Here is a 25,618-nt window from a genome sequence, read left to right on the forward strand (position 1 = left end):
CTCGGACCGCTATCGGCCCCCTATCAGACACCCTTCACACTCCTGTCGCGGCTGTTCGGCACCGGATCGCCCCAGTTCGGCATACGGTACACCCCGAAGCCAGCAAAAGAGCAGTTGAACTCTGGAAAAAATGAGACTCTCAGTAATCCCAACGGGAAAACCAGACGCGATTGTGTTCCAGGTCCAGAATCAGAATCTGACCATGTTGCCAACCTGCTCCACGGTCTTGAGCCACATACCAGGTCTGCTTTGACTCGTACACACTCTGATACTCGACTTCGCTGATTTTGTGATCGGGGCCTCCCCCGGCTGGGTCAGCGCTCATCCCTTTGACACCAAAACCAGCTTGCCAACTGATTTCATCAGGGACCGGTCCACCTTTCCATTTCAGTTGTTCCCACGACGGTGGTTCTGCCAGCCATTGTTCCAGCGTCGCATGATCTAAGTCAAATACCAGATGGAATTCACCGTCTCCCACAAAGTCCAACCAGATATCACCGGCAGAAACTACCTGCGCCGCAGCAGGCCAGGCCAGCCCCGTGTAATGCGTGAAGTCAGCCCCGGGTTCCGTCACGACACGACGTTGCGGCCCTTCTGGCCCTCCGCAGCCAGCGAGCCAGATCCCGCCACACAAAACAAATAAGACCAGCACGATTCGACGGCATTGCGGGGGAGTGTATTCACTCATGAATCGCCTTCACGAAGCCGTTCCAGTTCCATAGACCAGAAACAACCTGGTGATATGCCAGTACTATCGATGCGCGTTAAATCATGATTGAGACGTACCAGAAGCGCTTCTGAAATATCACAATCTAACCAGGCATCCTCACCGTTTTGTTCCTGGCAATCACGAACAAACTGTCGATAGATCAAAAGAGACTCTGCCAGTGCCGTGATGGATGAATTGATCAGCACAGGTTTAAAATTGAGATCATGATTCAGATAAACCACCCGTCCATTTTCAGCCTCATCCAGACAGACCGGATCGCCCGAACCATTATTACCTATAATCCGGTAACGCTGGAATGATGGATCCTGATTCCATTTTTCTGAGACATCGGGAAGCACCCCTGATTCAGGAGCCTGAAAATCCAGAAAAGGAGCTGCGGAATCCGGCAGGCCAGCAGACTTCAAAAACTCGCGAGACGTTTCAGGGATAGAAAGCCCCGCAACGGATTGCGCTGGAAATGCAATTAGAACTTCATCTTCATCATCACACCAGCGCTCACAAAATGATTCAGGCGACATGAATTCTCTCTCATCAGAAGGCAACGGTCTACCTGGTGGCTTATTTCACCCGGACCAGTTTCATCAAACGTCCAGAAACGTTCCAGTCCTGGACATACAGGTTGCCATCTTTGTCCCAGTAGGAACCATGGGTGCCGCTGAAGATGCCTTCGCGCCACTGATCCTGGGGCACATTGAAATTGCGATGCGTTTTAGGATCTTCATTGTTGCCCAGCACCGCGACGATGGTGTTGGTTTTGTCCAGAATCACCAGGCGTCCGTGCAGATCGGGCACCGAAACATAATCTCCCTGGATCGAAACAGATGTCGGCATCCCCAGACCGGTAATCACTTCTTCAATGAAGTTACCATCCAGATCGTAATGCAGCAGTCGTCCTTTGGGCATATGATTGCGGTCACAGATCAGCAGCCGCGGGGGATCGTAACGCGTATCCAGCGTCATGCCATGCGCGGTATTGAATTCCTTCAACCCGTTCCCCTTTTTACCAAAGTGGGACTTGTATTTGCCATTTTTGTCAAACTTGAAAATGTGATTGCTGGCATAACCGTCCGAGAGAATGATGTCGCCATTGGGAGCCACGGTAATTGCCGTCGGAGCGAATTTCTTCAGATCGAGCCCGGATTCTTTCGGGAACGGCATTTTCAGGATCATCTCACCCGTCTCTGCATTGAACTTGATACCCTCCGCGTTCGCATTGCGGGCGCCGTAAATGAATTCGCCATCTTCCTCTTCGCGAATTTCCATGTCATGAATGTTGGAATATTCGTCCCCTAGAAAACGCCGCACGACTTTTCCATCAGGTGAAAAGACAACCACACCGATTTTGGCGCTCGTGTAGATGTTACCCGCTTTATCAATCACAACGCCGCCGTGGGTTGGTCCCAGTACCGAGCGCCCCTGCTCGTCAAATCCCCAGCCGGGCACTGTATCGAAGGTCATGATCCCGCTGCCCATCCGCACTGGTTCGACTTTCTCCGCCGCCGACAGCGAGACAGTTACGCTGAATAGCACAGCCACCGCAATATAATTCAAGCACTTTTTCATAGTCGAATTTCCCATTGATTGAATGTCGGAGTGGAATGGCGGGCCATTCTCAAAAGTTGTAAGTAATGACAGACAGCAACCATACAACGCCGGTTGCCATCCCTTCCAGTATCCCTCTCCGCTCCCCGGTTTGCAACTAATCCCGCCCAAATCGGCATTTTCGGGGCATTTCTGTTTTTTTCTCAAACAGCCTGTAACACATTTCGCAGGCCCTCGCTTGGTAGTACATGCAGGGGGGATGACAACCTGCCACACAACGGTGAATCAATCGTGGAACAGATTCACTTCACCATAACTGAAGCAAATTCAGGAGACAGAACAATGAAACGTATCGCACTCAGCCTGATGATCATCACCATGGTTTTCAGCACCAGCCTGTTGGATGTCGAAGCCGGTAATCGCGGCCGCTCCGGTGGTTCAAAACGCTCAGGCGGATCCAGCTTTTCCCGCTCATCACGATCCAGTAATTTTTCTCGCGGCAGGACGCAAAGCCGGTCACCGAGAATGCAATCGTCGCAGCGATCAACCCGGAACTTTTCCAATGTCCGAAAAAGCCCGACGACCAATAACCGTAAACCAACAATGAACACAATTCGTGATCATCGCACCCCGACAACACGTAACATTCGTGATCACCGAGCAGGCAACACGAATTTCACACGCGACCATCGCCAGATGAGCGTCAGACCCAAAACAGTGAATTCAGCACCACGTCCACGCCAGACATTCAAGCCCATTGATCCGGGTATTGGTAACGGTAAACCAGGTAATGGCGTGATTCGTCCTCGTCCCGGTAACGGCGCACCCAAACCACGACCTTCAATTAAACCCATCGATCCGGGTATTGGTAACGGTAAACCAGGCAATGGCGGAATTCGGCCTCGTCCCGGTAACGGCGTGCCCAAACCACGACCTTCAATCAAACCCCTTGACCCGGGTATTGGAAACGGCAAACCAGGTACAGGCGTGATTAAACCTCGTCCTAATCCCGGAATGGGAGCACCAAAACCGCGACCTCGGCCCCAACCTCCCGTTGGTAACGGTCCTCCCAAACCACGTCCGCCAAAACCCAATCCCGGCCAGGGTCACAACGGACACGGTCATCAGGGTGGCGGACATCATGGCGGAAACAATGGCGGGCACCACGCTGGTGGTCATCACAACGGCGGTCATCATAACGGACACCATGGACACCACTGGCACAATCATCGTCCCCGGTTTTCCTGGTGGTGGTACAACTACTGCACGCCTCTGCAAAACTATCGACCAGGCAACTACCAGTATTGCAACTACGTGTACCCGACCTGCGACTATGTCGCTCCCGGCGGTCAGATCATCGAAGACGTTCGCTGGTACCTGGGAATGAAAGGATTGATGTTACCCGGTAAAGGCATCGGCATCGAATCGGTTGAAGCCAATTCTCCCGCTGATCTGACCGGACTCAAACCTGGTATGGTCATCACGAAATGTAACGGCGTCGTCATCACCGACGACACCACCTTCGGACAGGTGATTGCAGAATCCGGCGGTGTCCTGGAACTGGAACTGCTCGAATCGATCGACGGTCCTCAGCTCGAAGCAAGCGTGCAGATGACGCGTCTGCCAACTGCAAACTTCTAGGGAGCAGACAACGCATGATGCAAGCAACCCCGTGAAAACGTCTGATGAGGTGCAAACCTTGTCGGGCGTTTTTTTGTTGGGGAGAGAGTCAACTTACAATTCATCCACTCGTTCACCGATCATTTTGATTTTTCTGAAGATATTTCTGTCGAATTCGGTGGATTACTGCGGTGGGCTTCCGTTTTAAATCATTGAGACTCTCTTAGGATAACCCGCTGTCTTGGGAAATCCGGTTGATCAACTCTTTTGTAGGGCGGGCCTTCGTCATTACAAAATCAACCACGCGTCTGGTGGCTTATGTCGCTCAGTTCGAAAGAACTGCGCGCCAGCAACTGCACGCTTCAGGAGAACACATCATGCTATTCCCAAAATCACATCGCCGTCAGGCATCACATAAAGCATCTCATTCTTCCGCCATTGAACATCTGGAATACCGACAACTGCTGTCAGCCATGAATTCCCTCCCCACTGAGATGGCAGACACAAACGTTCCCCAGACAGAGTCCGGGACCACACCCGAATATGCGTCGATCGACGGGACCGGAAATAACGTCGACAACCCGGAATACGGCAGTACTGATACAGAACTGTTGCGTCTGGCTGACGCAGACTACGGCGACGGCCAGTACACACCAGCCGGGGAAGACCGACCCAGTGCTCGCGAAATCAGCAATGTCATCGCTGCCGCGGACACATCACAAACTAATGACCGTTACCTGACTGATATCTTCTGGGTCTGGGGCCAGTTTATCGATCATGATATCACTCTCACCGAGTCCGCGCACGATGAATTCGGTAATCCACTCCAATCATATCCGATCGAAGTCCCGACCGGTGACATCTATTTCGATCCAGACGGCTCAGGCGATGACGTAATCGACTTGAACCGTTCCAACTACGAGGTAGACGAAAACGGCGTTCGGCAGCAGATCAATCAGATTACGGCGTTCATCGATGGTTCGGTGATCTATGGTTCGGATGCGGAACTGGCCGCCAGTTTGAGAACATTTCAGGGAGGACTGCTGGCAACCAGCGATGGGAACCTGCTCCCCTATGGAGATGACGGTTTCTTTCTGGCCGGCGACATTCGCGCCAACGAAAACGCCGCATTGACGTCGATGCAGACCATCTGGATGCGGGAGCATAATCGTGTTGCCACCGAACTGGCGCTGGAAGATCCAAGTCTGACTGACGAACAACTCTATCAACAGGCGCGGCAGATCGTTTCGGCTGAAATACAGGCGATTACCTTCAATGAATTCCTGCCTGCCTTGTTCGGCTCCAATATCATCAGCAGCTACCAGGGCTACGATTCCACCGTCGATCCGAGTATCGCCAATGAGTTCTCTACCGCCGCCTATCGCTTCGGGCATACCATGCTGTCGTCCGAACTCCTGCGGCTCGATGAGAACGGGAACACCGCTGACGAAGGTAATCTTGCGCTCTTAGATGCCTTCTTCAACCCGAGCGAAGTCGAAAACAATGGCGTCGATTCCCTGTTACGCGGGCTCACCGTCAACCTGGCCCAGGAAATCGATAACCAGGTCGTCGACGATGTACGCAACTTCCTGTTTGGCCCTCCCGGATCAGGCGGCTTTGATCTGGCCTCGCTCAATATCCAGCGGGGTCGCGACCATGGCCTCTCGGATTACAACTCAACACGGGTTGCCCTGGGTCTGAATGCCGTGGAGAACTTCTCCGACATCACTTCCGATCCGGACGTCGCTGCTCGTCTGGAACAACTTTACGGCACCGTTGACAACATCGATCTCTGGGTGGGCGGCCTCGCTGAAGATCATATGCCGGGATCGAGCATGGGTGTGACTTTTTCAATGATCATTATCGATCAGTTCCAGCGACTCCGCGATGGAGATCGCTTCTGGTATGAAAACGTGTTTTCCGGTGAAGCATTGAATGAAATCAACAATACGACACTCGCAGATGTCATCGAACGTAACTCGGATGTCTCCGGGCTGCAGGAAAACGTCTTCTTTGCCCCAACGGTGATGCAAATTGACCTGGCAGAGACTGGTACCACGAACGTCACCATTAGTGCAAAAAAAGGGATTCTGCAAGTTGTCGACCAAAGAACAAAGCAGGTACTCGGCAGTCAGCCTCTGGACAACGTCGAACGTTTGATGCTGACGAGCCCCAGCCCCGGTTCGCTGCACATCAACTTCAAAGGCATTAAGCCGGCAGATCTGCCCGGTGGCCTGATCGTTGAAGCAGGCAAAGGACGCGACGACGCATTGGTCATCCACGGCACACAGCAGAGTGATACGATCGTCGTGAATGAAAATGTGGTTGAAGTCAACAATCTGCCAGTCGATTTCACAGGCGTCGAACGGATTGTGATTCAGCACACGGACGCGAATGACACGGTTTCCGTCGCTGACGATGTCGACATCGATGTCAACGTGCTGGACATGGTACGACGCGACTCCAGGCATGATGGACCTCCCGGCAGAGAGCAGCCACCACACCAGAACAATCATCGCCCGTCGCAAGGACCAGACCGGCAGAGAGCAAACGAGCGAGATGCCGGAAAAGACCGCGACGACTTCGGCATGCTGGACGCGGTCTTTGCCTCTTCCGACCTGGGAAAAGTGTTAGATATGTCACCCGGGAAACGCCGTCGGTAGCAGCCTTAGATTCACTTCAGAAAACCACAGACAGGCAACCCCGTAAGAACGTCCGGCAAGGTGCAAACCTTGTCGGGCGTTTCTCATTTTTGCATACTCGGAACAAAGCCTGTCACTACACGAATTGTGCCGTCACGAAACAGATAATAAAGACAATGGTACTCAGTCCGAACAACAAGGCCAGTCGTACACCAAAAACTGATTTCGTGCCTGATAGATGCAGCAGCTTTCTCCCTGCGGGGTCCTTTACAAAGTAATCTCCAGGCATCAGCAGAAAGCTGGTGAAAAAGACGATGGCAAAGACCGTGATTCCGCTGACTAAGCCGGCGATCCCGGAAGTGATAAGCTTACTGAGCTGCGAGACGTCAGGGTTCGCCGAGTCTCCGCCAATAAACAGCATATAGAAAAACACACTCAAAGCTGACAGAATTGCCAGACTCCAGCAGAGAGCGTAGATGCGTTTTGTGGTCGGGGCTTGAGGACGCCCCACTCTTTGATCCAGGGCAATCAATACTTGATGGGTGATATCTGCGATGCTCACTTTCACTTTGGGATGATCACCCGCCAGATCATAATTATTCGCGTAGGTGGAATATAAATCCCACCCTTCTGTGAGCATCCTGTGGAGGGAGATCAGACCGATCTTTCTGACATTGAATTCATTCTTGAGATATACCGGAAACTTGAACTCTTTTCCATTCACCGTCCCGGTGACGTAAGCCTCGATTTCCCAGCGCAGAGAATACCACATCACGCCTCTGCCATACCTTCGCGCCGTGAAGTCCTTCATCGTGATATTCAAATCGGCCGCTCTGAAGAACTCCGGGGACTGCTGAAAGTGATCCAGAATCTGCATCCGAAAATGTTCCAGATACTCATCCACACTGTTCTGATCTTCAACATATCCTTCGGGACCGGTTACGGTGATCTGGAAATCATCTTGCAGCATGCTGACACCTTCTTTCACTCGATTGAACTTTGTTCACATCACAAGCATAGAAGACCAGAAATGACTCTCTTCAGCAACCCAAAAATGTATATTTGATCAATTCAGATGCCCCGGCAAAACAGATCCGGTAAAATATTCTCACATAGCCGAACCTCATTGATTGCATCATCTGTCCTACCCAGACAGGAGTCCTGTTCCCAGTCAGTTTGACACATATCAAATACAGGATCACAAACCATGCTTCGCGAACTCACACCCGACGATCAACAGTTAATCCTGGATTTCGCGTATCAGCGGGAAATCGAAAACATGTTTGTCATCGGCAGCTTTGAGTTTTCTCTAAACCCGTTTGAATTCAACACGTATCTGGGTTACTTCGAGAACAATATCCTGCTCGGTCTGGGCACCTACTTCGGCCTCTGGAGTGACATCCAGATCAATGCGCAAAGCCCCTCTGTGATCAATGCATTTGTCGATGAATTCATGCAGAGAAAATTGCCCGTCAAATATGTCGTGGCTATCAGACGCTATGCCTTACCGACCATTGATCGGCTGAAATCCCATGGCATCGAACCTCAGACGATCACCGAACAAACACTGCAGCTGCTCACGCAGGACAGATTCAATGACCATGCAACCGGACAAGAAATCAATGCAACACCCCACGACATTGAAGACATCATTCGTCTCGGAAATATCGTGGAGGAGGATGACGCGGACAAAGAAATCCCTGAAATCGAACGCGCACGTATTTTTCCCGACAATGAATGGCTGCTGCACAAAGAGGGACAGCTGGTCTCCAAAGCCAACCTTCACGGCGTTTCTAAAAACTATGCCCAGATTGGTGGCGTCATGACGCATCCCGCCCATCAGGGAAAAGGCTACGCGAAACAGATCGTCAGCGCGATCAGCCGCCATTGGCTGGACCAGGGAAAACAGATCACGCTCGTCGTATCCAATGACAACATACCTGCGATCAAAGTCTATCACTCACTGGGATTCCAGCCCGTCGAAGAATTCAACCACGCCGAATATCCGTGATTCAGTTTTGAGTAAGATCATTTCACTCGTACATACAGCGCACTGAACCGGATCTTCGTTTTCTGTTCCCCCTCAAACGTCACCCGCAGCCGATACCGTTCCGGCAAGCCCGTGACCTCGGTCTGACCATTCCATACGATCGGCGTCTGAAACCCGCTCGTCGTCACGACCGCTACCTGCTTTCCTGAATAGTCGGGCAGCGGGACCGCGTTCGCACTCAACAGTTCGACCTTCAGCCGTGCCTCGGGTCCCAGCCCCTCCGCATTCATGAAAAACTGCTGAGGCCCGTCTCCCTTCCGGGAAATCGCGGACGTCAGAAGTTCACTCGTCGTGACCGGCATCTGGTAGTCACCCTTGCCCGTCGTTGTTTCATCCACCCGCAAATCCGCAAACCGGTCGCGCGGCAGCGTGACAATCCCCACTCCCCCCCGAGGCGGAGAGCCCTTCCAGTGCCGCGGATCCCAGGCACCGTAATACACAAACGTCTGCCCACCGATGTTTTCAAAGCCCTGCCCCTGCAGTAAGCCTCCCTGGTCCCACTCGCCGTCAGCCCCCCGTTTCAGAAAAGTCCATTCATACGCAGGCTGACGAAACTGCACGCCATCATTGCTGACCACAAACCCCAGGTCGATGGTCACATCTTTCCATTCCCTGGCCCCGTGCCAGATCCCGGAAATGCCCAGCAGCACATTTCCCCGGTTCCACACGCTCACCCCTTCATGATTCTGTTCTCCCTCGCGGCTCCGCCCCGGTCCCAGCAGGTGATACTGTTGCGGCCGGACGAAACCGACCGTGCTCGCGTGCGACCAGGTCTCGAAGTCAGGCGAAATAAACTGCCGCACCACCCGACCATGATAGGGTCGCGACGCCGCAATCGCATTCTGACCATTCACATAATACAGGCCGTCCCATTTATAGAGCCCGCCGACCGGCTCAAAATGCAGTGGAGGCAGCAGCATCTCTTCCACCTGCAGCTCCGCCTGAACCGGTTTCGCAGCATGCAGTGTTTTCCACCGCAGACCGTCGGCACTCGCGTAGGTCGCCAGCGTTCCCAGCCGGACCTTGTTTTTAGGGAACCAGACATGCGCTCCCATTTTATACCGCCGCGACGGATCGGGATCGTCCGGCTCGTAGAGCACCTTGACGTTTAAGATCCCCATGTGCGGCTCAATCTGCACCAGGTTGTTCTTGCGATTCCCCGCGTACTCCACCAGCCCCAGGTCCGGTTTGGTCCAGTGCACGCCATCGCGGCTCTCGGCATAAGCCACCCGCCACGGCGCCGAGCGAGGCACACGCTTATCCAGCCGATCCTCCCCCGCCGCCACATACCACATCCGATACACATCGCCCACGCGAATGACCGAACCATAAAACTGCACGGCCCACGAATCCGGCGTCCCGGCTCCCCCGCGCTGCACAACCGGATTTGCCGGATGCCGTTCAGGCGACCGCATCACCAGTTTCAGATTCTGTGAAAAAGGGAGCGAAACCTCATCAAAGGCAAACAGCGTCGTCGCCTGCGCCTCATCGAAATAACGACCGTGTGCATCACCGCTCTTTTCTTCAGCGACGATCACACCAGCCAGACCAGTCCAGACAATCCCCGCCACCAGCAACAGACTCCAGCGCATCACCCTGCCCCCCGGAAGAAAGAAAGATTAATGAGATGTGTTTCAGTGTAGAAGATTGAACCAGGGAAGCAATGAAATTCGTGAGGAAATGAGCCTGAGATCTCAATCTGAAGTACCGACTGATTTGCGAATAAATCTATGTCACACATGCCTAATGAGGCTGGTGAAGAGTATTTCACTAACTGTCAGGGAACTCGTCTGTTTTCAGCATGCGCAAATGATAACACGCTTCGTTGAACTGCGCCCCTTCCAGACGCGCGTCCTGAAAAGAAGTGAAACCCAATACACTCCCGTGAAACTGGGCTCCCCGCAAATCGGCGTTTGAAAAATCAGAGCCCTTCAACTCAGCATCCCAGAAATCAGCGCCCCGTAACGACGCCCCATGAAATGAAAGCTTCACATAAGCATTTCGGAGCACCAGACCATCCAGTTTGCATCCTGACAAAACCTTGTGATCGTCAGTCTCAATACGACTGCCGTTGAAAACTCGTTCTCCTGCCTGGTAACGTGCCAGCAACTCTTCCGCTGAGCGGGCTGGTCGAATACCCCTCTGGGCAATCTCATATGCAGCAAGCAGTCGCGAGGCAATCACCCGATCCCCTTCCGGATCAGGCGGGCTGATCCCCAGCGCGGTCTCCTGTAGTTGAAGCAGATGCAATAACAGCTTCCGTTCATCCGCTCCCCGCTTGAGTAATCCGAGAATGCCGACGATGTAGCTGGAATACTCTCGGGCTGCTGCTTCATCGGCATTGACGCCTAAAGGATCCCACTCGCGAAACAGAATGTGATGCACCAGCCGTAACAGATGAGAATCAAGGTTCATAATTCTTCTCGCAGAAATGACTGGTACCAGTTGCCTTCAAACAATACCGTTCATGATGCAGTTCATAAAATTGCATTCAGCTTGTTTCCTACGAAGAAATTCCTGGTATCCTATGCTCGAAGTTCTTTGAATCAGGATTGTTAGAGTATCATAAACCGAAAAATAACAAACTCCAGTCAAATATAATGACTCAAACGAATCGGCTAGATCTTTTCAACCATTTCTAATAAAGCATTCTTTTTGAATAATTATGCAATATCTCACCATCAATACCCCTCTGGGTGAAATCAATTTCTTCGTATTCGGCGTCACGAAAGCTGTTTCGATTCATCTCGATTCGATACCGCTGTCCCCCGTACTTCCGCCTGGGATGTCAGTCTCTGGTTGCATTGGTATCCTGCTAAGGGTTCACTGCCATGAACCGATTGACAATCTGATCTTCGAATGCCGATTGCTCGAACATAAATTTACCGATCATGCGATCGACTGCGGAGAGCATCTCTACGCGCACTCCTGGGAAAACGTTCGATCTATTCTGATGATTGGCACTGAAGATGAAGAATGCCTCAACGCACGCTTGCCCGTAGACCAGCAGGTTTATCCCGAATCAGTCGGAATCAGTGAAAAAGGCGTGTCGATTGAGCTGCCCGAGTTAGCGAAAGGCAGCGAAAACACATTCCAGATGATCGTCGCCTGGAATGATCTCCCCGAACCGATAGAGAGTTCCTGTTGGAATGCTGTTGATTTCAAGCATGCGGAACTGTTGAAAGAGTTCAAAAGCTACTGAATCCGAAGTGGAATCGCGCTCTAGGAAATGGCTGACTGTTTACTCTCCAACCCTTTCCTCAGCTTCAAACACATCCAGCACAACCTGCATCCGCTCCTTCTGTTCGGGAGTCACTTCGAATTTCTGTTCCGGAGTACTTTCGTGATGCACGGTCGCGCTGGGGGCGGCGATGATCGCGCGGAGCATGGGGATTTGCGCGGGCGTCAGCGGTGCATCTACCCAGAGCCAGCCTAGTTTCTCTTGCTTTCGTCTGATTTCCTGTTCGGCCAGACCGGTTTCTTCTAATTGAAGCAGTTCCGCTTCTTTAAAACCAAGTGAGATTCCAGACCGAAACGCGCGAGTGACTATGTCTTTCTGCTCAGAAGTTAAGGCAGTAAAATGAGACTTGATTGCTTCGCGGGCTTCGTCAGTCAGTCTGAACGGATTTCGTGACAGCACAGTTCTCGGGTTCGCCAGCCGTTCTTTTCGCTGCAATAAAATTTGGTAATTTCTTTCCGCTGTCTGGATTTTCTGATTGATTCGCTCCATGTCGGTGATCAGAGACAACCGCCGTTGATTGAGTTCCTGATAGGCTTTGTCCCGGCGACTCTGATCAAACTGAAACTCTTTGAATTCCTGTTTATGTGTTGCTTCGACCTGTTGAAACTCCTGTCGTTTTTCGTTGAGCCAGTCCTCAGCCAAAATCAGTAATATTTCGGTCTTGACCGGTTCCCATTCAGGACTGCGTAGAGACCCCGCAAAGAACAGTCCCCGCTGATGGGGTTGTACAACTTCAGACTGGAACACGAAACGGTCGTCAGCGGTCGTCACGATAAATGAACCGGGTCCGGGGTGACCGGGAAGGAGCTGGGCGATTTGCAAATAAAGTTTTTCGGGGCGGTTTACTCTCTCGGTAAAATACAATTGAAAATTGTTGGGAGCATAGCGGGTTGCTGGCGCGTGCTTGTGGCTGATGCGATAGTAAGGTAGAAAAGCACCATCCAGGCGAGGGAGTTTCCTGAGCTTCAGCTTGAGAGCCGCTGCATCAGAAATGGGTTCCAGAGTAATCGCAATCTGATCCCACTTGTCCTCCACACGACGAATGATGCCCAGTTTCAACTGATCCCGATTGGTAATCACGCTCAGTTTCTGATCGGCTGCGTTGGGGGACCGCAGATAGCTGCCGTTAATCACGCGTATCAGATCATTTTCTTTGAGACCAGCCAGGGAAGCACGCGAGTTCGATTCGACCGATCTCACGATTACCGCAGTCTCTGTGCGAGGGGGAAAATCCGGAATCGCTGCATTCGCTTCGCGGAGCGTTTTTTTATATTCAAAAACGGTAACAGTCTCAAAACCCATCTCATAGTTCTTAGACGGAAACTCTGCCTGAACCGGAAGTGAACCAAACAGCAACACGGCAACCGTAATCAATACTCTCATCAAACTGGCCTCTAATCGACTATCACATGCCCGCCAACAACACGAGTTCACCATATAAACAACCGGCCACACATTCAAGTTGACCCATAAAAAAAGACAGCCCCGAAGGGCTGCCTGTCTGATTGATCTTTAAAGTTGATTGAGCTTTTACAGCTTCCACCCATCCGCGAGTACGGTGCCTTTCGGGACCACGATGATTCCATCGCGGATTAAGACCTCGGTATGATCGAAGTCCTGTTCGCTCTGATCAAAGAATTCCAGCAGGAGTTCATTCTGAACGCGCAGGCTCCTGACTACTTCCCTACCTCCCCTCCTTCGACATCGAAGACAGCCAGGATGTCTTTCATATGTTGCTTTTGTTCTGAAGTGACTTCAAAAGGTTTGTTGGGAACAGATTCATGGTAGACCATCACTTTATTTGAAGCGATGATATCCTCAATCATTTTTCGTTGATCTTTCTTCAAAGGCAGATCGTACAATTGCCAACCTTCAAACATTCTGGCAAGTGCGACTTGTGATCTGGCGAGGCCTCGACGCTCCAAAGAAATCAGAATTTTATCAGGGACTGTTTCCAGATTACCAATTTTTTCTCCCAGTTCATCCAGCATCTCACGTGTTTGGTCTGTAGTGCGACGATATAAACGAGAAAAATTTGCTATTGATTTCTGCCTCCTCTGCTCTTCTTCCTGTTGATCGACTTTCTCTTCTTTGTCTATGGCAACTCGATATTTTGCATGATCCGTTTTGATGATAAATCCATCAACTTTTGTCGAGTCCTTTTGAAGTGGAGCATCAGGCAGGAACATCGACAACTGCAGGTAGAGATGTAATGGTTCATCACTTCTATGCTTGATATACAACTGAAAGTTGCCATCGGTGAATCTGGAATGAGCCTTGCGATGAATCCAAAATCGACAGAGGGAAAAGTCATCATCGTGAGACTGATCGGTAGTAATCTTCGTATGATAATATTCCAGATCTGAAAATGGTTTTATCGGAACATCGATCCGCTCCCAGTTATTCCCGCTACGACGAATCACCCTTAATTCAAGCTTATCCTTGTAAGTGATTTGCTGCAGGAGCTTTTCTCCTTCATCAGATGAGCGAAGTAATTTCCCATTGACGACTATTATTAAATCATCGTCCTTAAGCTCAGAGTTTGAAGCTCGTGTATGTTCTACAACAGTGATTGAACTGTCGATCCGGGTTCTATAGCGATTCATTTTCACGATGAGTGCATTGGCAGTACGAGGTGGAAATCGGGGGATCTCTTCCCCCTGTTCTCGGAGTGCTTTCTTGTAATCTAACACCTTCACCGTATCAAAACCCAAATCTGGGTATTTTTGTGATGGCAACACTTCTGCCCTGGTAAGGGGCAGGGAAAGACATGACAAAATAGTGAGAAGTATCAAAGTACGCATGAATCTGTTCCCGAAAAAATTTAATTCATCTTACGAATACAATAATATCCACAAAGCCATTATGTACACGCGAATACATTTTTCAAGTGAAAAATAAAAAAAGGCAGCCCCGAAGGACTGCCTTTCTGATTGATCTATTTAGTCACCCAGTGTTCTACAGCTTCCACCCATCCGCCAGGACGGTGCCTCTCGGGACCACGATAATGCCGTCGCGAATTAAGACCTCAGTATGATCAAAATCCTGTTCGCTGTGGCCGTTGGGTTCGATGCGGGCGTTTTTGCCGACGCGGCAGTTTTTGTCGACGATCGCGCCGTCAATAAAAGCACCGTCGCCGATGCCGATCGCCGGGCGGTCGTCGTTTTCCAGTGTCTCTTTGCATTCGTCCTGGTAGTAGTCGGCTCCCATGATCACCGAATTGCGAATCGTCACGTTCTTGCCGATCCGGCATCGCAGGCCGATCACACTGTTTTCAATCACGGCTCCTTCGTCGATTTCACAGCCATCGGCAATCAGGCTGCGTTTGATCGTCACGCCTTCACAGCGCGTCGGCGGTAAAAAACGGGGACGCGAATAGATGGGGGACTTCTCAACCACAAAATCGAAAGGCGGATTGGGATGCGCCAGCGCCAGGTTCGCATCATAGAATGATCGAATCGTGCCGATATCTTCCCAGTAACCGTCGAATAGATGCGCGTGCACTTTGTGTGTGCGAATTGACATCGGGAAGATTTCTTTACCGAAATCTTCATAGTCGGTCTTCTTCAACAGATCGACGAGCAGATCGCGGTTGAACAGGTAGATCCCCATGCTGGCCAGGCAGTCGCGGCCGCGGCTTTCGATCCCCTGCTGGTCGATCCATTCGGGAGGCGTGCGGACCATTTTCAGCTCTTCTTCAGTCTGCGGTTTTTCCAGGAAGCCTTTGACGCGGCCGGAGTCATCCACGCGCATGATCCCGAATGCAGCCGCCTGCTCGCTGGAGAGTGGCACGGTCGCAATGGAGACGTCGGCATTCGACTCGATATGGTTGGTCAGCATTTCTGCATAATCCATGCGATACAGCTGATCGCCGGAAAGGATCAGTACATAGTCGATGTCCGACTGTTCGATGCAGCGAATGTTCTTACGGACGGCGTCCGCAGTTCCCTGGTACCAGTCGGTCCCTTCCATCGTCTGTTGGGCCGCCAGGATTTCCACAAAGCCACCCCCGAAGGAATCAAACTTGTAGGTCTGACGAATATGGCGATGCAGACTGACCGAGTTGAACTGCGTCAGCAGATAGATACGGCTCAGTTCACTGTTGATACAGTTGGAAATCGGAATGTCAATCAGCCGATATTTTCCCGCCAGCGGAACGGCCGGCTTGGAGCGAAACTGGGTGAGTGGAAACAGGCGGGTTCCCTTGCCTCCGCCAAGGATAAGGCTGACGACATTTTTCATAGAGCGATCCGATTCTAGTGCAAAAAGCACCTTATAGCGTGAGTTCGTACACTTTTGTTAGCAACATTAATGAACAGATTGATGTAGAACAACAGTATTGCTTAGATACTGCATGTTACTCAGATTGCGGCACGTAAGCCAGTTGATTCAGCAGTGTACTCCACGGGTCGGACAAATTTTCCGACCAATTTCAAATCTGTATTGATCAGGCAGATTAGGAGAAACTCAGGCTGTGATCTGCTTAAACAAACCCTTAAGATAGTATCAATTCTTCTTCATTTATTACTTCCCGCCAACGGTCTCGCCGAGGAGTGTCATCTTGTCGCACGTATTCTGTCCGAAATTGTCTCTGTATCCTCGTTCTGTATTGCTGACCGCTGTTGCCTGCATCATCTCGATACTACCTCGACTGGCGTTTAGTGAAACACCCTATACGCCTGCCATCGCGGAGGCTTCGAAAGAAGGCGAACAGGCGATCCAGGGTTTCCGTGTTCCCGAGGGAATGCAGGTGAGTCTGTTTGCCGCCGAGCCCCTGCTGGCCAATCCGGTCGCCTTCTGCATTGATGAACAGGGTCGGTTCTACGTCGCTGAAACCTTCCGCCAGGGAAAAGGAGTTGAGGACAACCGCGGACACATGGACTGGCTGCACGACGATCTGGCAGCAGAAACAATCGAAGATCGGCTGGCTTATTTCAGGAAACACCTCAAAGACAAGATCAAAGATTACGCACGGGAGCACGACCGGATTCGTCTGGTCGAAGACCGCGATGGCGACGGCACAGCCGACCATGCGAGTGTCTTTGCCGATGGATTCAATAATATCGAAGACGGAACCGGCGCAGGTGTGCTGGCCCGGGGCGGTTATGTCTATTACACCTGCATCCCGCACGTCTGGAAACTGAGCGACACCGCCCACGAAGGCAAAGCAACACTGCGGGAAAAACTGAGCAGCGGTTACGGTATTCGCGTCGCGTTTCGCGGTCACGACCTGCACGGCCTGAGACTGGGGCCTGACGGACGCCTCTACTTCAGCATCGGCGACCGCGGATATAACGTGACCACCAAAGAAGGCAAACACCTGTTCCGCCCGGATACAGGCGCCGTCTTTCGCTGCAACCTGGACGGTACTGAACTCGAGGAATTCGCCTACGGCCTGCGCAATCCGCAGGAACTGGCGTTCGACAATTATGGCAATCTCTTCACAGGCGATAATAATTCCGACAGCAGTGACAAAGCCCGCTGGGTCTACGTCGTCGAAGGGGGCGACACCGGCTGGCGAATGTATTACCAGTACCTCAGCGACCGCGGGCCCTTCAACCGGGAAAAGATCTGGCATCCTGCCCACGAGGGTCAGCCCGCCTACATGGTTCCCCCCGTGATCAATCTTGCCGATGGTCCTTCCGGACTGACCCATTACCCCGGCGTCGGTCTCTCGGATCGCTACAAGGACCACTTTTTCCTGGCCGACTTTCGGGGCACACCTTCGAAAAGCGGTATCCGCTCCTTTGCAGTGAAGCCCAAAGGGGCGTCATTTGAACTGACCGACTCGCATGAATTCATCTGGCAGATCCTGGCCACCGATCTCGACTTCGGTTATGACGGCAGCCTGTATGTCAGCGACTGGGTCAACGGCTGGAGCGGTCTGGGCAAAGGTCGTATCTACAAATTCACCGACACTGAACATGTCAAAGCCGCGAAAGAGTCGCATTCAGCAGAAATCATGAAACAGGGTTTTGCCGAACGCTCCCCGGAAGAACTGACAAAGCTGCTGGCCCACGTTGATCAGCGGATCCGCATGGAAGCCCAGTTCGCGCTCGTCAACCAGAATGCTTTAGAGGCTTTACAGAGTGTTGCCTTCAAGTCTAACGATCAACTCGCCCGCCTGCATGCGATCTGGGGCATCGGTCAACTGGGCCGCAAAACCAGCTCAGCGGTTGCCGGCATTCAGAGTCTGCTGCACGACAGTGACAGTGAAGTGCAAAGCCAGACCGCCAAAGTCATCGGCGAAGCCGGGTTCACCGCTGCAGCACCTGCGTTAATCGAATTACTCAAAAACACGAATGCCCGCGTGCAGTACTTCGCTGCAGTCGCGCTGGGGAAACTGCAGGAACCAACGGCACTCGCCGGGCTGTTCGAGCTGCTCAAGCAAAACAACAACGCGGACCCCATGCTGCGTCACGCGGCGATCCTGGCCTTGACCCGCATCGGAAACACCGACGCGCTGATCGCTGCTGCGAATCATGACTCCGCCGCAGTACGACTGGGAGCCGTCGTGGCACTGCGACGGCTGCAACGTAAAGAAGTGGGTCTGTTTCTGCAAGACGCAGATCCGCTGGTCGTGCTGGAGGCGGCTCGGGCAATCAACGATGAACCGATTACGGATGCGGTGGCTGATCTGGCCGCCGTTTCGATCACCGCCGATATGTCCGATGCCCTGCTGCGACGCGTACTGAATGCCAATTTCCGCATGGGAACTGCAGAAAGTGCTGCTGTTGTCGCCAGGATCGCCGCCAACAGCAAAGTGCCCGAAGCATTGCGACTGGAAGCGATTGAAGAACTCCAACAGTGGAACGATCCTGCGCCATTAGATCGCGTGCTGGGACGCTGGCAGCCGATTGAGAATCGTTCGCCGATTGAACTGACGGGCATCGTTGGTCCCATCGTCCCCGACCTGTTCCAGAGTTCTGAAAAGATCAAGGAAGCGGGAACGGGATTGGCAGCGAAGTACGGTATCAAAGAAGCCGCCCCCATGCTGGCGGAAATGGTCGTTGACACCAAACGACCGGTGGATGTACGGGTCGCTTCGCTGAAGGCCCTTGATAAACTCGGCTACGCCACAATTGCAGATGTCGCCAGGACCGCCATCAAAGATTCCAGGCCGGCGCTCCGTGTGACCGGTCTGAATGTCCTGGCGAAACACGATCCCCAGGCAGCATTACCCGCGCTTGAGCAGGCGCTTCAGCATGGAACCATCATCGAAAAACAGGGAGCCCTCGCAACGCTGGCGGAGATGAAGTTGCCAGCCGCGACCGATCTACTGGCGCGCTGGATGCAGAAACTGGTTCAGCAGCAGGTTCCCGCGGAGATTCAGCTCGACCTGCTCAAAGCGGCGAAAGTGAAACAGTCTTCCGAACTCGACCAGCTGATTGCCGCCTTTGATGCAAAACGTCCGCAGGATGACCCGATTGGCGGTTACCTGGAAACGCTGTCTGGCGGGAACGCGTCGCGGGGGCGCGAAATCTTTTTTGGTCGCAGCGATACGTCGTGCCGTCGCTGTCACATGATTAAGAATAACGGAGGCGAAGTGGGGCCCGACCTGTCTGGTATCGGCATCGACAAAGACCGCCGCTATCTGCTGGAAGCGATCGTCGCGCCCAATAAAGCGATCGCCAAAGGATTTGAAACCGCCGTGCTGGCGATGCTGGATGGAAAAGTAATTGTCGGCATTATTCGTAAAGAGACCGACTCCGAGCTGGAGCTGATGGACGCTAAAGGAACGGTCATCCGGGTCGCCAAAGAGGACATTGACGAACGGGCCTCGGGAAAATCAGCGATGCCTGAAGAAATCGTCAAACAGCTCAGTAAAGACGATCTGCGGGACCTGGTCGAATTTCTCAGTCAGCAAAAACAGAAACAGAAAGCCACGTCTACCAAACATGAAGGATAAGTGACCGTTGTTGAAACGGCGCATTAATTATAGAATCGCCTCCTTGTTTTGGGTGGACGTGTCGACTAAAATGAGAGCATAACGAAACAGAGAAACAACCTCTGTCATGTTGATTCAAAATCGTGAGTTGACCCTACAAATATTAAACTGGGGACCAACGAGATTCGGCCGCGTGTATATCCGGTATATCCGGCTCACACAACCCGGGTTATCAGGTTCCCACTTTGCAATCACGGGTTCTAATAACACCCGCGTATGAATCACTTGGCGGAGGTTTTTTATGGGCTTGTTCGACCGGCAGGAATCCGGGAATCTGGAAAAAGCCAAGCCGCTGGCCGCCCGCATGCGACCCCGCTCCCTGGAAGAATTTGTCGGGCAGTCGCACTTTCTGGGCGAAGGTAAACTGCTGCGTCGCATTCTGGCCGCCGACCGCATCGGATCGCTGATCTTTTATGGATCTCCCGGCACAGGCAAGACATCGCTGGCTGAACTCATTGCCCGCCAGTCCAACCGCCGTTTTGAAGCCTTGAATGCGGCCTCCGCCGGCATCAAAGAAGTGCGTGCGGCGCTCGACCGGGCCCGTGACGAGCTGGCGACCGGCGGCAAACAGACGATTCTGTTCATCGACGAACTGCATCACTTCAGCAAAGTCCAGCAGGATGTCCTGCTGCCCGATGTCGAATCGGGCGTAGTCGCTCTGATTGGCGCGACGACATCAAATCCGTTTTTCTCACTGGTTTCCGCCCTCATCAGCCGCAGCCAGATTTTTGAATTCCAACCGCTCACCCCCGAAGAAATTCAAACACTGATGCAGCGGGCACTGCAGGATGAAAAGCGGGGACTGGCCCGCTACAACGTGACTGTCGAACAGGATGCCCTCGACTTTCTGATTGAAGTCTGCGATGGCGATGCACGACGCTCTTTGAATGCGCTGGAAATCGGGGTCCTATCGCTGCATGGATCAGAACGAGTGTTTGATCTGGACGTCGCGCAGGAATCGATTCAGAAAAAGGCGATTCAGTACGACCAGGATGGGGACGCGCATTACGATTCCGCCTCCGCATTGATCAAAAGCATGCGCGGCAGTGATCCGGATGCCGCGTTGTACTGGCTGGCACGGATGATTGAAGCCGGTGAAGACCCGCGATTCCTGGCCCGCCGCATCGTGATTGCCGCCTCGGAAGATGTGGGCAACGCGGACCCGACCGCACTGACTTTGGCCATGTCCGTGTTTAATGCCGTCGAAAAAATCGGTATGCCCGAAGGGCGGATTCTGCTCTCACAGGCAGTCACATATATCGCTACGGCTCCAAAATCGAACGCGTCTTACGTTGCCATCGATGAAGCCCTGCATGACGTGCGCAACAAATCACTGTTGCCGGTTCCCATCCATCTGAAAGACTCGCATTACAAAGGGGCCTCGCAGCTGGGACACGGAGAAGGCTACCAGTATGCCCACGCTGCGGAAGAAGGCTGGGTGGATCAGGATTACCTGGGAGTCGAAAAAGAATACTATCGCCCCGTGGAGCGGGGTTATGAAGCGACGATCCGTAAACGACTGGATGTCTTCAAACAACGGCGCAAAAAAACAGGAACGGATGATGACATCCGTTCCTGACCCCCTCAGTGCATCTCGTCGGCTAGACTGTGTCTAGTTTTACTGTTGCGTCTCCAGGGCCTTTTGGACCGTGTATCATAGATTGAGAGACGCTAAGGTAACTGTGATACGATCTAGATCAGCAGAGTGGTTGCTGTTTCAAACCGACGATTGTGATCGCCTTGGCAACTTCGCGTTCCTGCAGCAACCCTTCCAGGTTGGGCATGAAGTCCACCGACATATACCACTGCATCAGAACATCGAACATGGGCTCGAGAGATTCTTCATCGATCCCGAATTCTTCTTTCATCGGCAGTGCTTCTTCGGGTGACATGTCCTGAAACTGACTGATCAGCAGGAAGTCACCCTCGTTGGACAGATTCAAATGCAGGTTGCGGATTTCTGATGAAAGGAAATGATCCACGGAAATGTGCACGTCCAGTGGCCCCCCCGCCAGATGACGGCGTGCTTCTTCCGGTTGTTCATCGATGATGCGTGCTGCTGATTCGCAGACAGCATACACGACACTTTCATCAACCAGGTCGCCTTCGACGTTCTCACTGGCCAGATGCTTGGCCCAGGTGACAGAGAGCAGATCCAGTTGCACGTGTGGAGGGACACTACGCAGAAACGGAACTTCGGTCAGAAAACCGAATGAATCAAATGGATCATCGCCCACCTGCTTTGCCAGGGCGATTCGCTCCAGAGTATCCATGAACGCAATCCGGAATGCGATGTAGCTTAGAAATGTTTGAGGCAGGACGTCTTTGGAAATTGTAAGCATGATGATAATCGCTTGGCAAAAGTTGTAAATCTCAGATGCTTCAGGCAGTGCGTCATTCACGCTTCTGGCACTGTCCTGAAATCAGTTACACTTGGTAAGTGACAGGTATTACTTTGCCAGACAGGTATCCCAAACACAATAAAAAAGTTTTGAAATTACTTTGAAAAACAGTGGATTGATTAAAGTGCATGACTCTCTGTCAACACTGTAAAACAGGGCCTAATTTACTCATCAAACCACATTTCGCTTAAAATGTGTAACCGGTAAACTGGCTCTGACTGTCATAATCGATACAGCGATACCGGCGGTGATCACATTGTAGGAATCAGCACCATTCTAAATCCACTCAGTCCCTTTGATCGCTACGTTTTACAGCGGATTCCACCAACCGGCATTTCACCAAAACTCAGCGATGGCACCGGTTATGACATTGATCCAGGCCAGCATCCAGTTCCCGCGCGATCTGCTCCCAGTGATAGCGAGCTGTAATTTTTTTGAGTCTGCCGCGCAGATCCGAAACAGTTGATTCCAATTCTACCGATTTGTCAAGCTGCTGCATTAAAGAGACCAGTGATTCTGTGCTCCCGTCGTAAAAACATTCCGGCGTTTCAGCAAAGATTTCGGGATAGGCCAGGCGTCGCGGCAGCACAGGCAGGCAGCCTGCCTCTACCGCTTCCAGAATAGAAATCCCGAAGAACTCATGGATCGCAGTCGAGACCACCAGGTCTGCGTTCTGCAATACGCTATGGAATTCTGCACGGTCTTCCACAAAGCCCCAGTGATCAATACGGTCTGCAAATTGTGCATTCAGACTGACAAAACATTCGGGAGTTTCGGGGGTTGACTGCCCCAGGACACTCAACCGAAAATCGACTCCTGCCTGATCCAGCAGTTGGATCGCTTCACAAAACTGCTCCGGGTTTTTGTCATATTCCCAGCGGGCCACCCAGAGAATCTGCAGAGTTCCTGATTGCTGTTCACGCGGTGCTGCATCTGTTTTCTGAATTCCCGGTGAGATCACCGCTGCGTTCTGCTCACAATCTTCCAGGGCATCAGTGAATGCGAAATCGGGCATGCGCCGCAGAAAGTTCCGGGACGCCTGGAAAAATTCCTGACGATGAAAGCTGGAATTGAACCAGAGAGAATCTGCAGCCAGCGCTGATTTCAGATTGATGAATCCATACGTCAGATCGCGTGTTTCTCCTTGTGGAATTGGATAGGTCCATTGATTCTCATGGAAGTAAACGATGCGAGGCAACGCCGCGATTTCCGCTGGTACCAGCCCGAGAAAAGCTGTCAGATCAAACATGTCGGTAACAAGTAAGACATCCCAGCGTTCACCCGCAATCAAACGGTTTCGAACTTCTGCGGCCAGCGTCACCGCTGCATGCTGCATCCGCCATTTCCAGTGACGGGCCGGGAGTGTGAGCGAAGTGAACTCATGCTCGCTGTGATCAATCCACTGCGTCAGGAATTCACGATGACTCCCGCCATGATAGGCATTGATTGCCAGAACTCGCATCAATCCATTCTCTTCCCGAATCCAGGCTTAAAACACCTGTAGAAAAAATGCCTGCAGAAACAGACTCCGATGAGACGCAACTGCAGGCATTCTGGTTTGATTAAACGCGTTCCAGAGAGTCCTTTGCAACAGGTCCTGCATGTGAATCCTGCTCCTGTTCGAGGTGCTGGATTCGCAGAATCGCATCATTAAAGGTCGCCAAACAGTTTTCTTCGGTTACTTTTTCAATGATTTTCAGACGAGTCAGGGTGCGTTTGACCTGTGGTCTTGTACCTGTGAAAAAGACCGTCGCTCCCTGATGATGTGCTTTTTCGATGATATCGTCAAGCAGGTAAGCGCCTGACATATCAACCATGGGCACCCGCGCCATGCGGATAATCAGATATTTGTAATCAACCAGCGCGGAAGAAGCCCGGTAAATCGTATCAGAAACACCAAAGAACAGCGGTCCTTCCAGCCGCAGCTTGAGGACTTTCTCTTTGAGTTCTTCCGGCATGGAAACATCTGCGGGCAGTGTGCGGCTCATCTGATTCAGGCTGACCACGTTTTGTTCGTAGGCCTGCCCCAGTTCCTGAACGATGCGTACGAAGGCAATGGTGATGCCGACACCCATCGCGACCAGCAGGTCAACCGAAATCGTCAAAATCAAAACGGTCCAGAAGCAGATCGAATCCATGAACGGCATGCGATGTAATACGGGCAGCACGCGGTAATCAATAATATCCATACCTACTTTGAGCAGAATCCCTGCCAGGCAGGCCATCGGGATATAACTGGCATAAGGGGATAAACCCAGCATCAACGCCAGCAGTACGACACCATGAGTAATGGAAGCCAGGCCGGTTTTTCCCCCACATTTGATATTGGCCACCGTTCGCATGGTAGCTGTCGCGGTGGTGACACCACCCACCAGCCCACAACCGATATTCGCTATTCCCTGACCAAAGATTTCCCGGTCACTATTATGTCGTTCGCTGGTCATGTTATCCGCAACCAGGCAGGTCAGCAGGGAATCAAAAATACAGAGACCAGCTAAAGCGAACGCGCCGCCAATCATATCACCAAAGCGGGAAAAATCCGGAAGATACAAGTGAGGCAGTCCGACCGGCATGGAACCGATATATTCAATATCTTTGAAACCAAATCCGTGCGCAATGCTGGTTCCCACAATCAGCCCCAGTAGTGGTGCCGGCAGCCATTGTTTCTTTGTCACGCGCGGCCAGAGCATAATTGTGAAGAACGTCGCCAGCGAAACAATCAATGCATGCGGTTTTTCATGCATGATGTCATAAGGAATCTGCTTAATGGCTCCCACGACAGAATTTGGCGTAGCAAATCCCAGCATGGGGGGAATTTCGAGCAGGATGATAATCACGCCGATCCCACACATGAATCCTGAAACAACAGAATAAGGTGTATAGTAGATGAAGCGGCCGATTTTCATCAGCGCCAGCGCGATGCAGATTAAACCGCTCAAAAAGACCATCGACATGGCAAAGACCACATCCGGTTCCCCTGTTGCCAGTTTAGTCGCCGCGATAATCGCTGCCAGCTGAACGACTTTCGGACCCGTCGGACCACTGACACCGGTATTGGAACCACCAAATAGACCGACCAGGATGCCCCCGCAGATCGCAGCCCACATACCTGCTTCTGCCCCCAAACCTGAAGCGACACCAAACGCGAGCGCCAGAGGCATCGCGATGACGGCAACTGTGATTCCAGAAAGAATATCGTTCGGCACATTCGTATGCATAATTTTGATATTATGCCACGGGTTAAATTCGTTGATATATTTTGAGAATTGAAATTTGGATTCATTTGAATCAATTTGTGACATCGCGGGCATCCATTATAATGCGTGATCCTGAAATCATTCAGGTGGGATGAAGAAGAAAGCAGCACTCTCTGTTCAAGCAGCTCTTCAAAGTCCAGATGGGACGAAATCAATTCACATACGAAATCGTAAGGGAACTGATCT

The 25,618-nt window shown here is 52.0% G+C and carries 18 protein-coding genes; 6 read left to right on the top strand and 12 right to left on the bottom strand.

All coding sequences use genetic code 11. The features are described from left to right. Positions 1-139: 139 nt before the first annotated feature. The 3 genes from GmarT_RS23090 to GmarT_RS23100 are packed head-to-tail and all read right to left on the bottom strand — an operon-like array spanning position 140 to position 2,293. On the bottom strand, positions 140-688 hold the full coding sequence (locus tag GmarT_RS23090) for a hypothetical protein (protein ID WP_002648793.1): 549 nt from the start codon (positions 686-688) through the stop codon (positions 140-142). Then, entirely contained in the window at positions 685-1,248 is a 564-nt protein-coding gene (locus GmarT_RS23095; RefSeq protein WP_002648792.1) for an SUKH-4 family immunity protein, read from the bottom strand. Before GmarT_RS23095 ends, GmarT_RS23090 begins: the two co-directional genes overlap by 4 nt. A 40-nt stretch (positions 1,249-1,288) precedes the next feature. Further along, on the bottom strand, positions 1,289-2,293 hold the full coding sequence (locus tag GmarT_RS23100; RefSeq protein ID WP_002648791.1) for a 6-bladed beta-propeller: 1,005 nt from the start codon (positions 2,291-2,293) through the stop codon (positions 1,289-1,291). Between the two features lie 321 nt (positions 2,294-2,614). On the opposite strand from GmarT_RS23100, the gene GmarT_RS23105 reads away from it, so the two are divergent. Both GmarT_RS23105 and GmarT_RS23110 read left to right on the top strand, forming a co-directional pair. Then, complete coding sequence (locus GmarT_RS23105; protein WP_002648790.1) at positions 2,615-3,913, top strand: PDZ domain-containing protein; 1,299 nt, start codon at positions 2,615-2,617, stop codon at positions 3,911-3,913. Between the two features lie 356 nt (positions 3,914-4,269). After that, complete coding sequence (locus tag GmarT_RS23110) at positions 4,270-6,555, top strand: peroxidase family protein (protein WP_149303282.1); 2,286 nt, start codon at positions 4,270-4,272, stop codon at positions 6,553-6,555. Between the two features lie 115 nt (positions 6,556-6,670). On the opposite strand, the gene GmarT_RS23115 is transcribed toward GmarT_RS23110, so the two are convergent. Continuing rightward, on the bottom strand, positions 6,671-7,504 hold the full coding sequence (locus GmarT_RS23115) for a hypothetical protein (RefSeq protein ID WP_002648788.1): 834 nt from the start codon (positions 7,502-7,504) through the stop codon (positions 6,671-6,673). 237 nt (positions 7,505-7,741) lie between these two features. Here GmarT_RS23115 and GmarT_RS23120 point away from each other — a divergent pair, with 237 nt between their 5' ends. Continuing rightward, positions 7,742-8,545 carry a GNAT family N-acetyltransferase gene (locus GmarT_RS23120; RefSeq protein ID WP_002648787.1) on the top strand — a complete coding sequence of 268 codons (804 nt, stop codon included), beginning with the start codon at positions 7,742-7,744 and terminating at the stop codon, positions 8,543-8,545. A gap of 17 nt (positions 8,546-8,562) precedes the next feature. Here the strand turns inward: GmarT_RS23120 and GmarT_RS23125 are convergent, their stop codons facing one another. Both GmarT_RS23125 and GmarT_RS23130 read right to left on the bottom strand, forming a co-directional pair. After that, positions 8,563-10,176, bottom strand: coding sequence for a glycoside hydrolase family protein (locus GmarT_RS23125; protein ID WP_149303284.1), 1,614 nt, complete (start codon positions 10,174-10,176; stop codon positions 8,563-8,565). A 178-nt stretch (positions 10,177-10,354) separates the two neighbouring features. Continuing rightward, positions 10,355-10,999, bottom strand: coding sequence for a pentapeptide repeat-containing protein (locus tag GmarT_RS23130; RefSeq protein ID WP_002648784.1), 645 nt, complete (start codon positions 10,997-10,999; stop codon positions 10,355-10,357). 250 nt (positions 11,000-11,249) lie between these two features. On the opposite strand from GmarT_RS23130, the gene GmarT_RS23135 reads away from it, so the two are divergent. After that, a complete protein-coding gene (locus GmarT_RS23135) occupies positions 11,250-11,786 on the top strand; it encodes a hypothetical protein (protein ID WP_002648783.1) in 537 nt (178 codons plus the stop codon). A 39-nt stretch (positions 11,787-11,825) separates the two neighbouring features. On the opposite strand, the gene GmarT_RS23140 is transcribed toward GmarT_RS23135, so the two are convergent. From GmarT_RS23140 to GmarT_RS23150, 3 genes are all read right to left on the bottom strand, one after another. Further along, complete coding sequence (locus GmarT_RS23140; RefSeq protein WP_149303286.1) at positions 11,826-13,208, bottom strand: hypothetical protein; 1,383 nt, start codon at positions 13,206-13,208, stop codon at positions 11,826-11,828. A 293-nt stretch (positions 13,209-13,501) separates the two neighbouring features. Beyond that, positions 13,502-14,629, bottom strand: coding sequence for a hypothetical protein (locus GmarT_RS23145; protein ID WP_149303289.1), 1,128 nt, complete (start codon positions 14,627-14,629; stop codon positions 13,502-13,504). Between the two features lie 154 nt (positions 14,630-14,783). Then, positions 14,784-16,067: a glucose-1-phosphate adenylyltransferase gene (locus GmarT_RS23150; protein WP_149303291.1), complete on the bottom strand. Its 1,284-nt coding sequence runs from the start codon at positions 16,065-16,067 to the stop codon at positions 14,784-14,786. 319 nt (positions 16,068-16,386) lie between these two features. On the opposite strand from GmarT_RS23150, the gene GmarT_RS23155 reads away from it, so the two are divergent. Then, positions 16,387-19,734 (top strand): PVC-type heme-binding CxxCH protein, encoded by a 3,348-nt coding sequence (locus tag GmarT_RS23155; protein ID WP_002649388.1) that lies wholly within the window; start codon positions 16,387-16,389, stop codon positions 19,732-19,734. A 280-nt stretch (positions 19,735-20,014) separates the two neighbouring features. Then, positions 20,015-21,352: a replication-associated recombination protein A gene (locus GmarT_RS23160; protein ID WP_002649387.1), complete on the top strand. Its 1,338-nt coding sequence runs from the start codon at positions 20,015-20,017 to the stop codon at positions 21,350-21,352. Positions 21,353-21,470: 118 nt separating this feature from the next. Here the strand turns inward: GmarT_RS23160 and GmarT_RS23165 are convergent, their stop codons facing one another. The 3 genes from GmarT_RS23165 to GmarT_RS23175 all read right to left on the bottom strand — a co-directional run bounded on the left by GmarT_RS23165 (position 21,471) and on the right by GmarT_RS23175 (position 25,477). Continuing rightward, complete coding sequence (locus tag GmarT_RS23165; protein ID WP_149303293.1) at positions 21,471-22,115, bottom strand: hypothetical protein; 645 nt, start codon at positions 22,113-22,115, stop codon at positions 21,471-21,473. Positions 22,116-22,521: 406 nt separating this feature from the next. After that, positions 22,522-23,637 carry a tRNA-queuosine alpha-mannosyltransferase domain-containing protein gene (locus GmarT_RS23170; protein ID WP_002649385.1) on the bottom strand — a complete coding sequence of 372 codons (1,116 nt, stop codon included), beginning with the start codon at positions 23,635-23,637 and terminating at the stop codon, positions 22,522-22,524. A gap of 100 nt (positions 23,638-23,737) precedes the next feature. Further along, entirely contained in the window at positions 23,738-25,477 is a 1,740-nt protein-coding gene (locus tag GmarT_RS23175; protein WP_187782315.1) for a SulP family inorganic anion transporter, read from the bottom strand. Positions 25,478-25,618 lie beyond the last annotated feature (141 nt).

The sequence above is a fragment of the Gimesia maris genome, assembly GCF_008298035.1.
Classification (GTDB): Bacteria; Planctomycetota; Planctomycetia; order Planctomycetales; family Planctomycetaceae; genus Gimesia; species Gimesia maris.

Bases quoted from the DNA above. Each gene is read 5' to 3' on its own strand.
- GmarT_RS23120 (WP_002648787.1), top strand. From the start codon at position 7,742: ATGCTTCGCGAACTCACACCCGACGATCAACAGTTAATCCTGGATTTC.
- GmarT_RS23130 (WP_002648784.1), bottom strand. From the start codon at position 10,999: ATGAACCTTGATTCTCATCTGTTACGGCTGGTGCATCACATTCTGTTT.
- GmarT_RS23145 (WP_149303289.1), bottom strand. From the start codon at position 14,629: ATGCGTACTTTGATACTTCTCACTATTTTGTCATGTCTTTCCCTGCCC.
- GmarT_RS23090 (WP_002648793.1), bottom strand. From the start codon at position 688: ATGAGTGAATACACTCCCCCGCAATGCCGTCGAATCGTGCTGGTCTTA.
- GmarT_RS23100 (WP_002648791.1), bottom strand. From the start codon at position 2,293: ATGAAAAAGTGCTTGAATTATATTGCGGTGGCTGTGCTATTCAGCGTA.
- GmarT_RS23175 (WP_187782315.1), bottom strand. From the start codon at position 25,477: ATGTCACAAATTGATTCAAATGAATCCAAATTTCAATTCTCAAAATAT.
- GmarT_RS23095 (WP_002648792.1), bottom strand. From the start codon at position 1,248: ATGTCGCCTGAATCATTTTGTGAGCGCTGGTGTGATGATGAAGATGAA.
- GmarT_RS23165 (WP_149303293.1), bottom strand. From the start codon at position 22,115: ATGCTTACAATTTCCAAAGACGTCCTGCCTCAAACATTTCTAAGCTAC.
- GmarT_RS23140 (WP_149303286.1), bottom strand. From the start codon at position 13,208: ATGAGAGTATTGATTACGGTTGCCGTGTTGCTGTTTGGTTCACTTCCG.
- GmarT_RS23170 (WP_002649385.1), bottom strand. From the start codon at position 23,637: ATGCGAGTTCTGGCAATCAATGCCTATCATGGCGGGAGTCATCGTGAA.
- GmarT_RS23105 (WP_002648790.1), top strand. From the start codon at position 2,615: ATGAAACGTATCGCACTCAGCCTGATGATCATCACCATGGTTTTCAGC.
- GmarT_RS23125 (WP_149303284.1), bottom strand. From the start codon at position 10,176: ATGCGCTGGAGTCTGTTGCTGGTGGCGGGGATTGTCTGGACTGGTCTG.
- GmarT_RS23110 (WP_149303282.1), top strand. From the start codon at position 4,270: ATGCTATTCCCAAAATCACATCGCCGTCAGGCATCACATAAAGCATCT.
- GmarT_RS23115 (WP_002648788.1), bottom strand. From the start codon at position 7,504: ATGCTGCAAGATGATTTCCAGATCACCGTAACCGGTCCCGAAGGATAT.
- GmarT_RS23135 (WP_002648783.1), top strand. From the start codon at position 11,250: ATGCAATATCTCACCATCAATACCCCTCTGGGTGAAATCAATTTCTTC.
- GmarT_RS23160 (WP_002649387.1), top strand. From the start codon at position 20,015: ATGGGCTTGTTCGACCGGCAGGAATCCGGGAATCTGGAAAAAGCCAAG.
- GmarT_RS23150 (WP_149303291.1), bottom strand. From the start codon at position 16,067: ATGAAAAATGTCGTCAGCCTTATCCTTGGCGGAGGCAAGGGAACCCGC.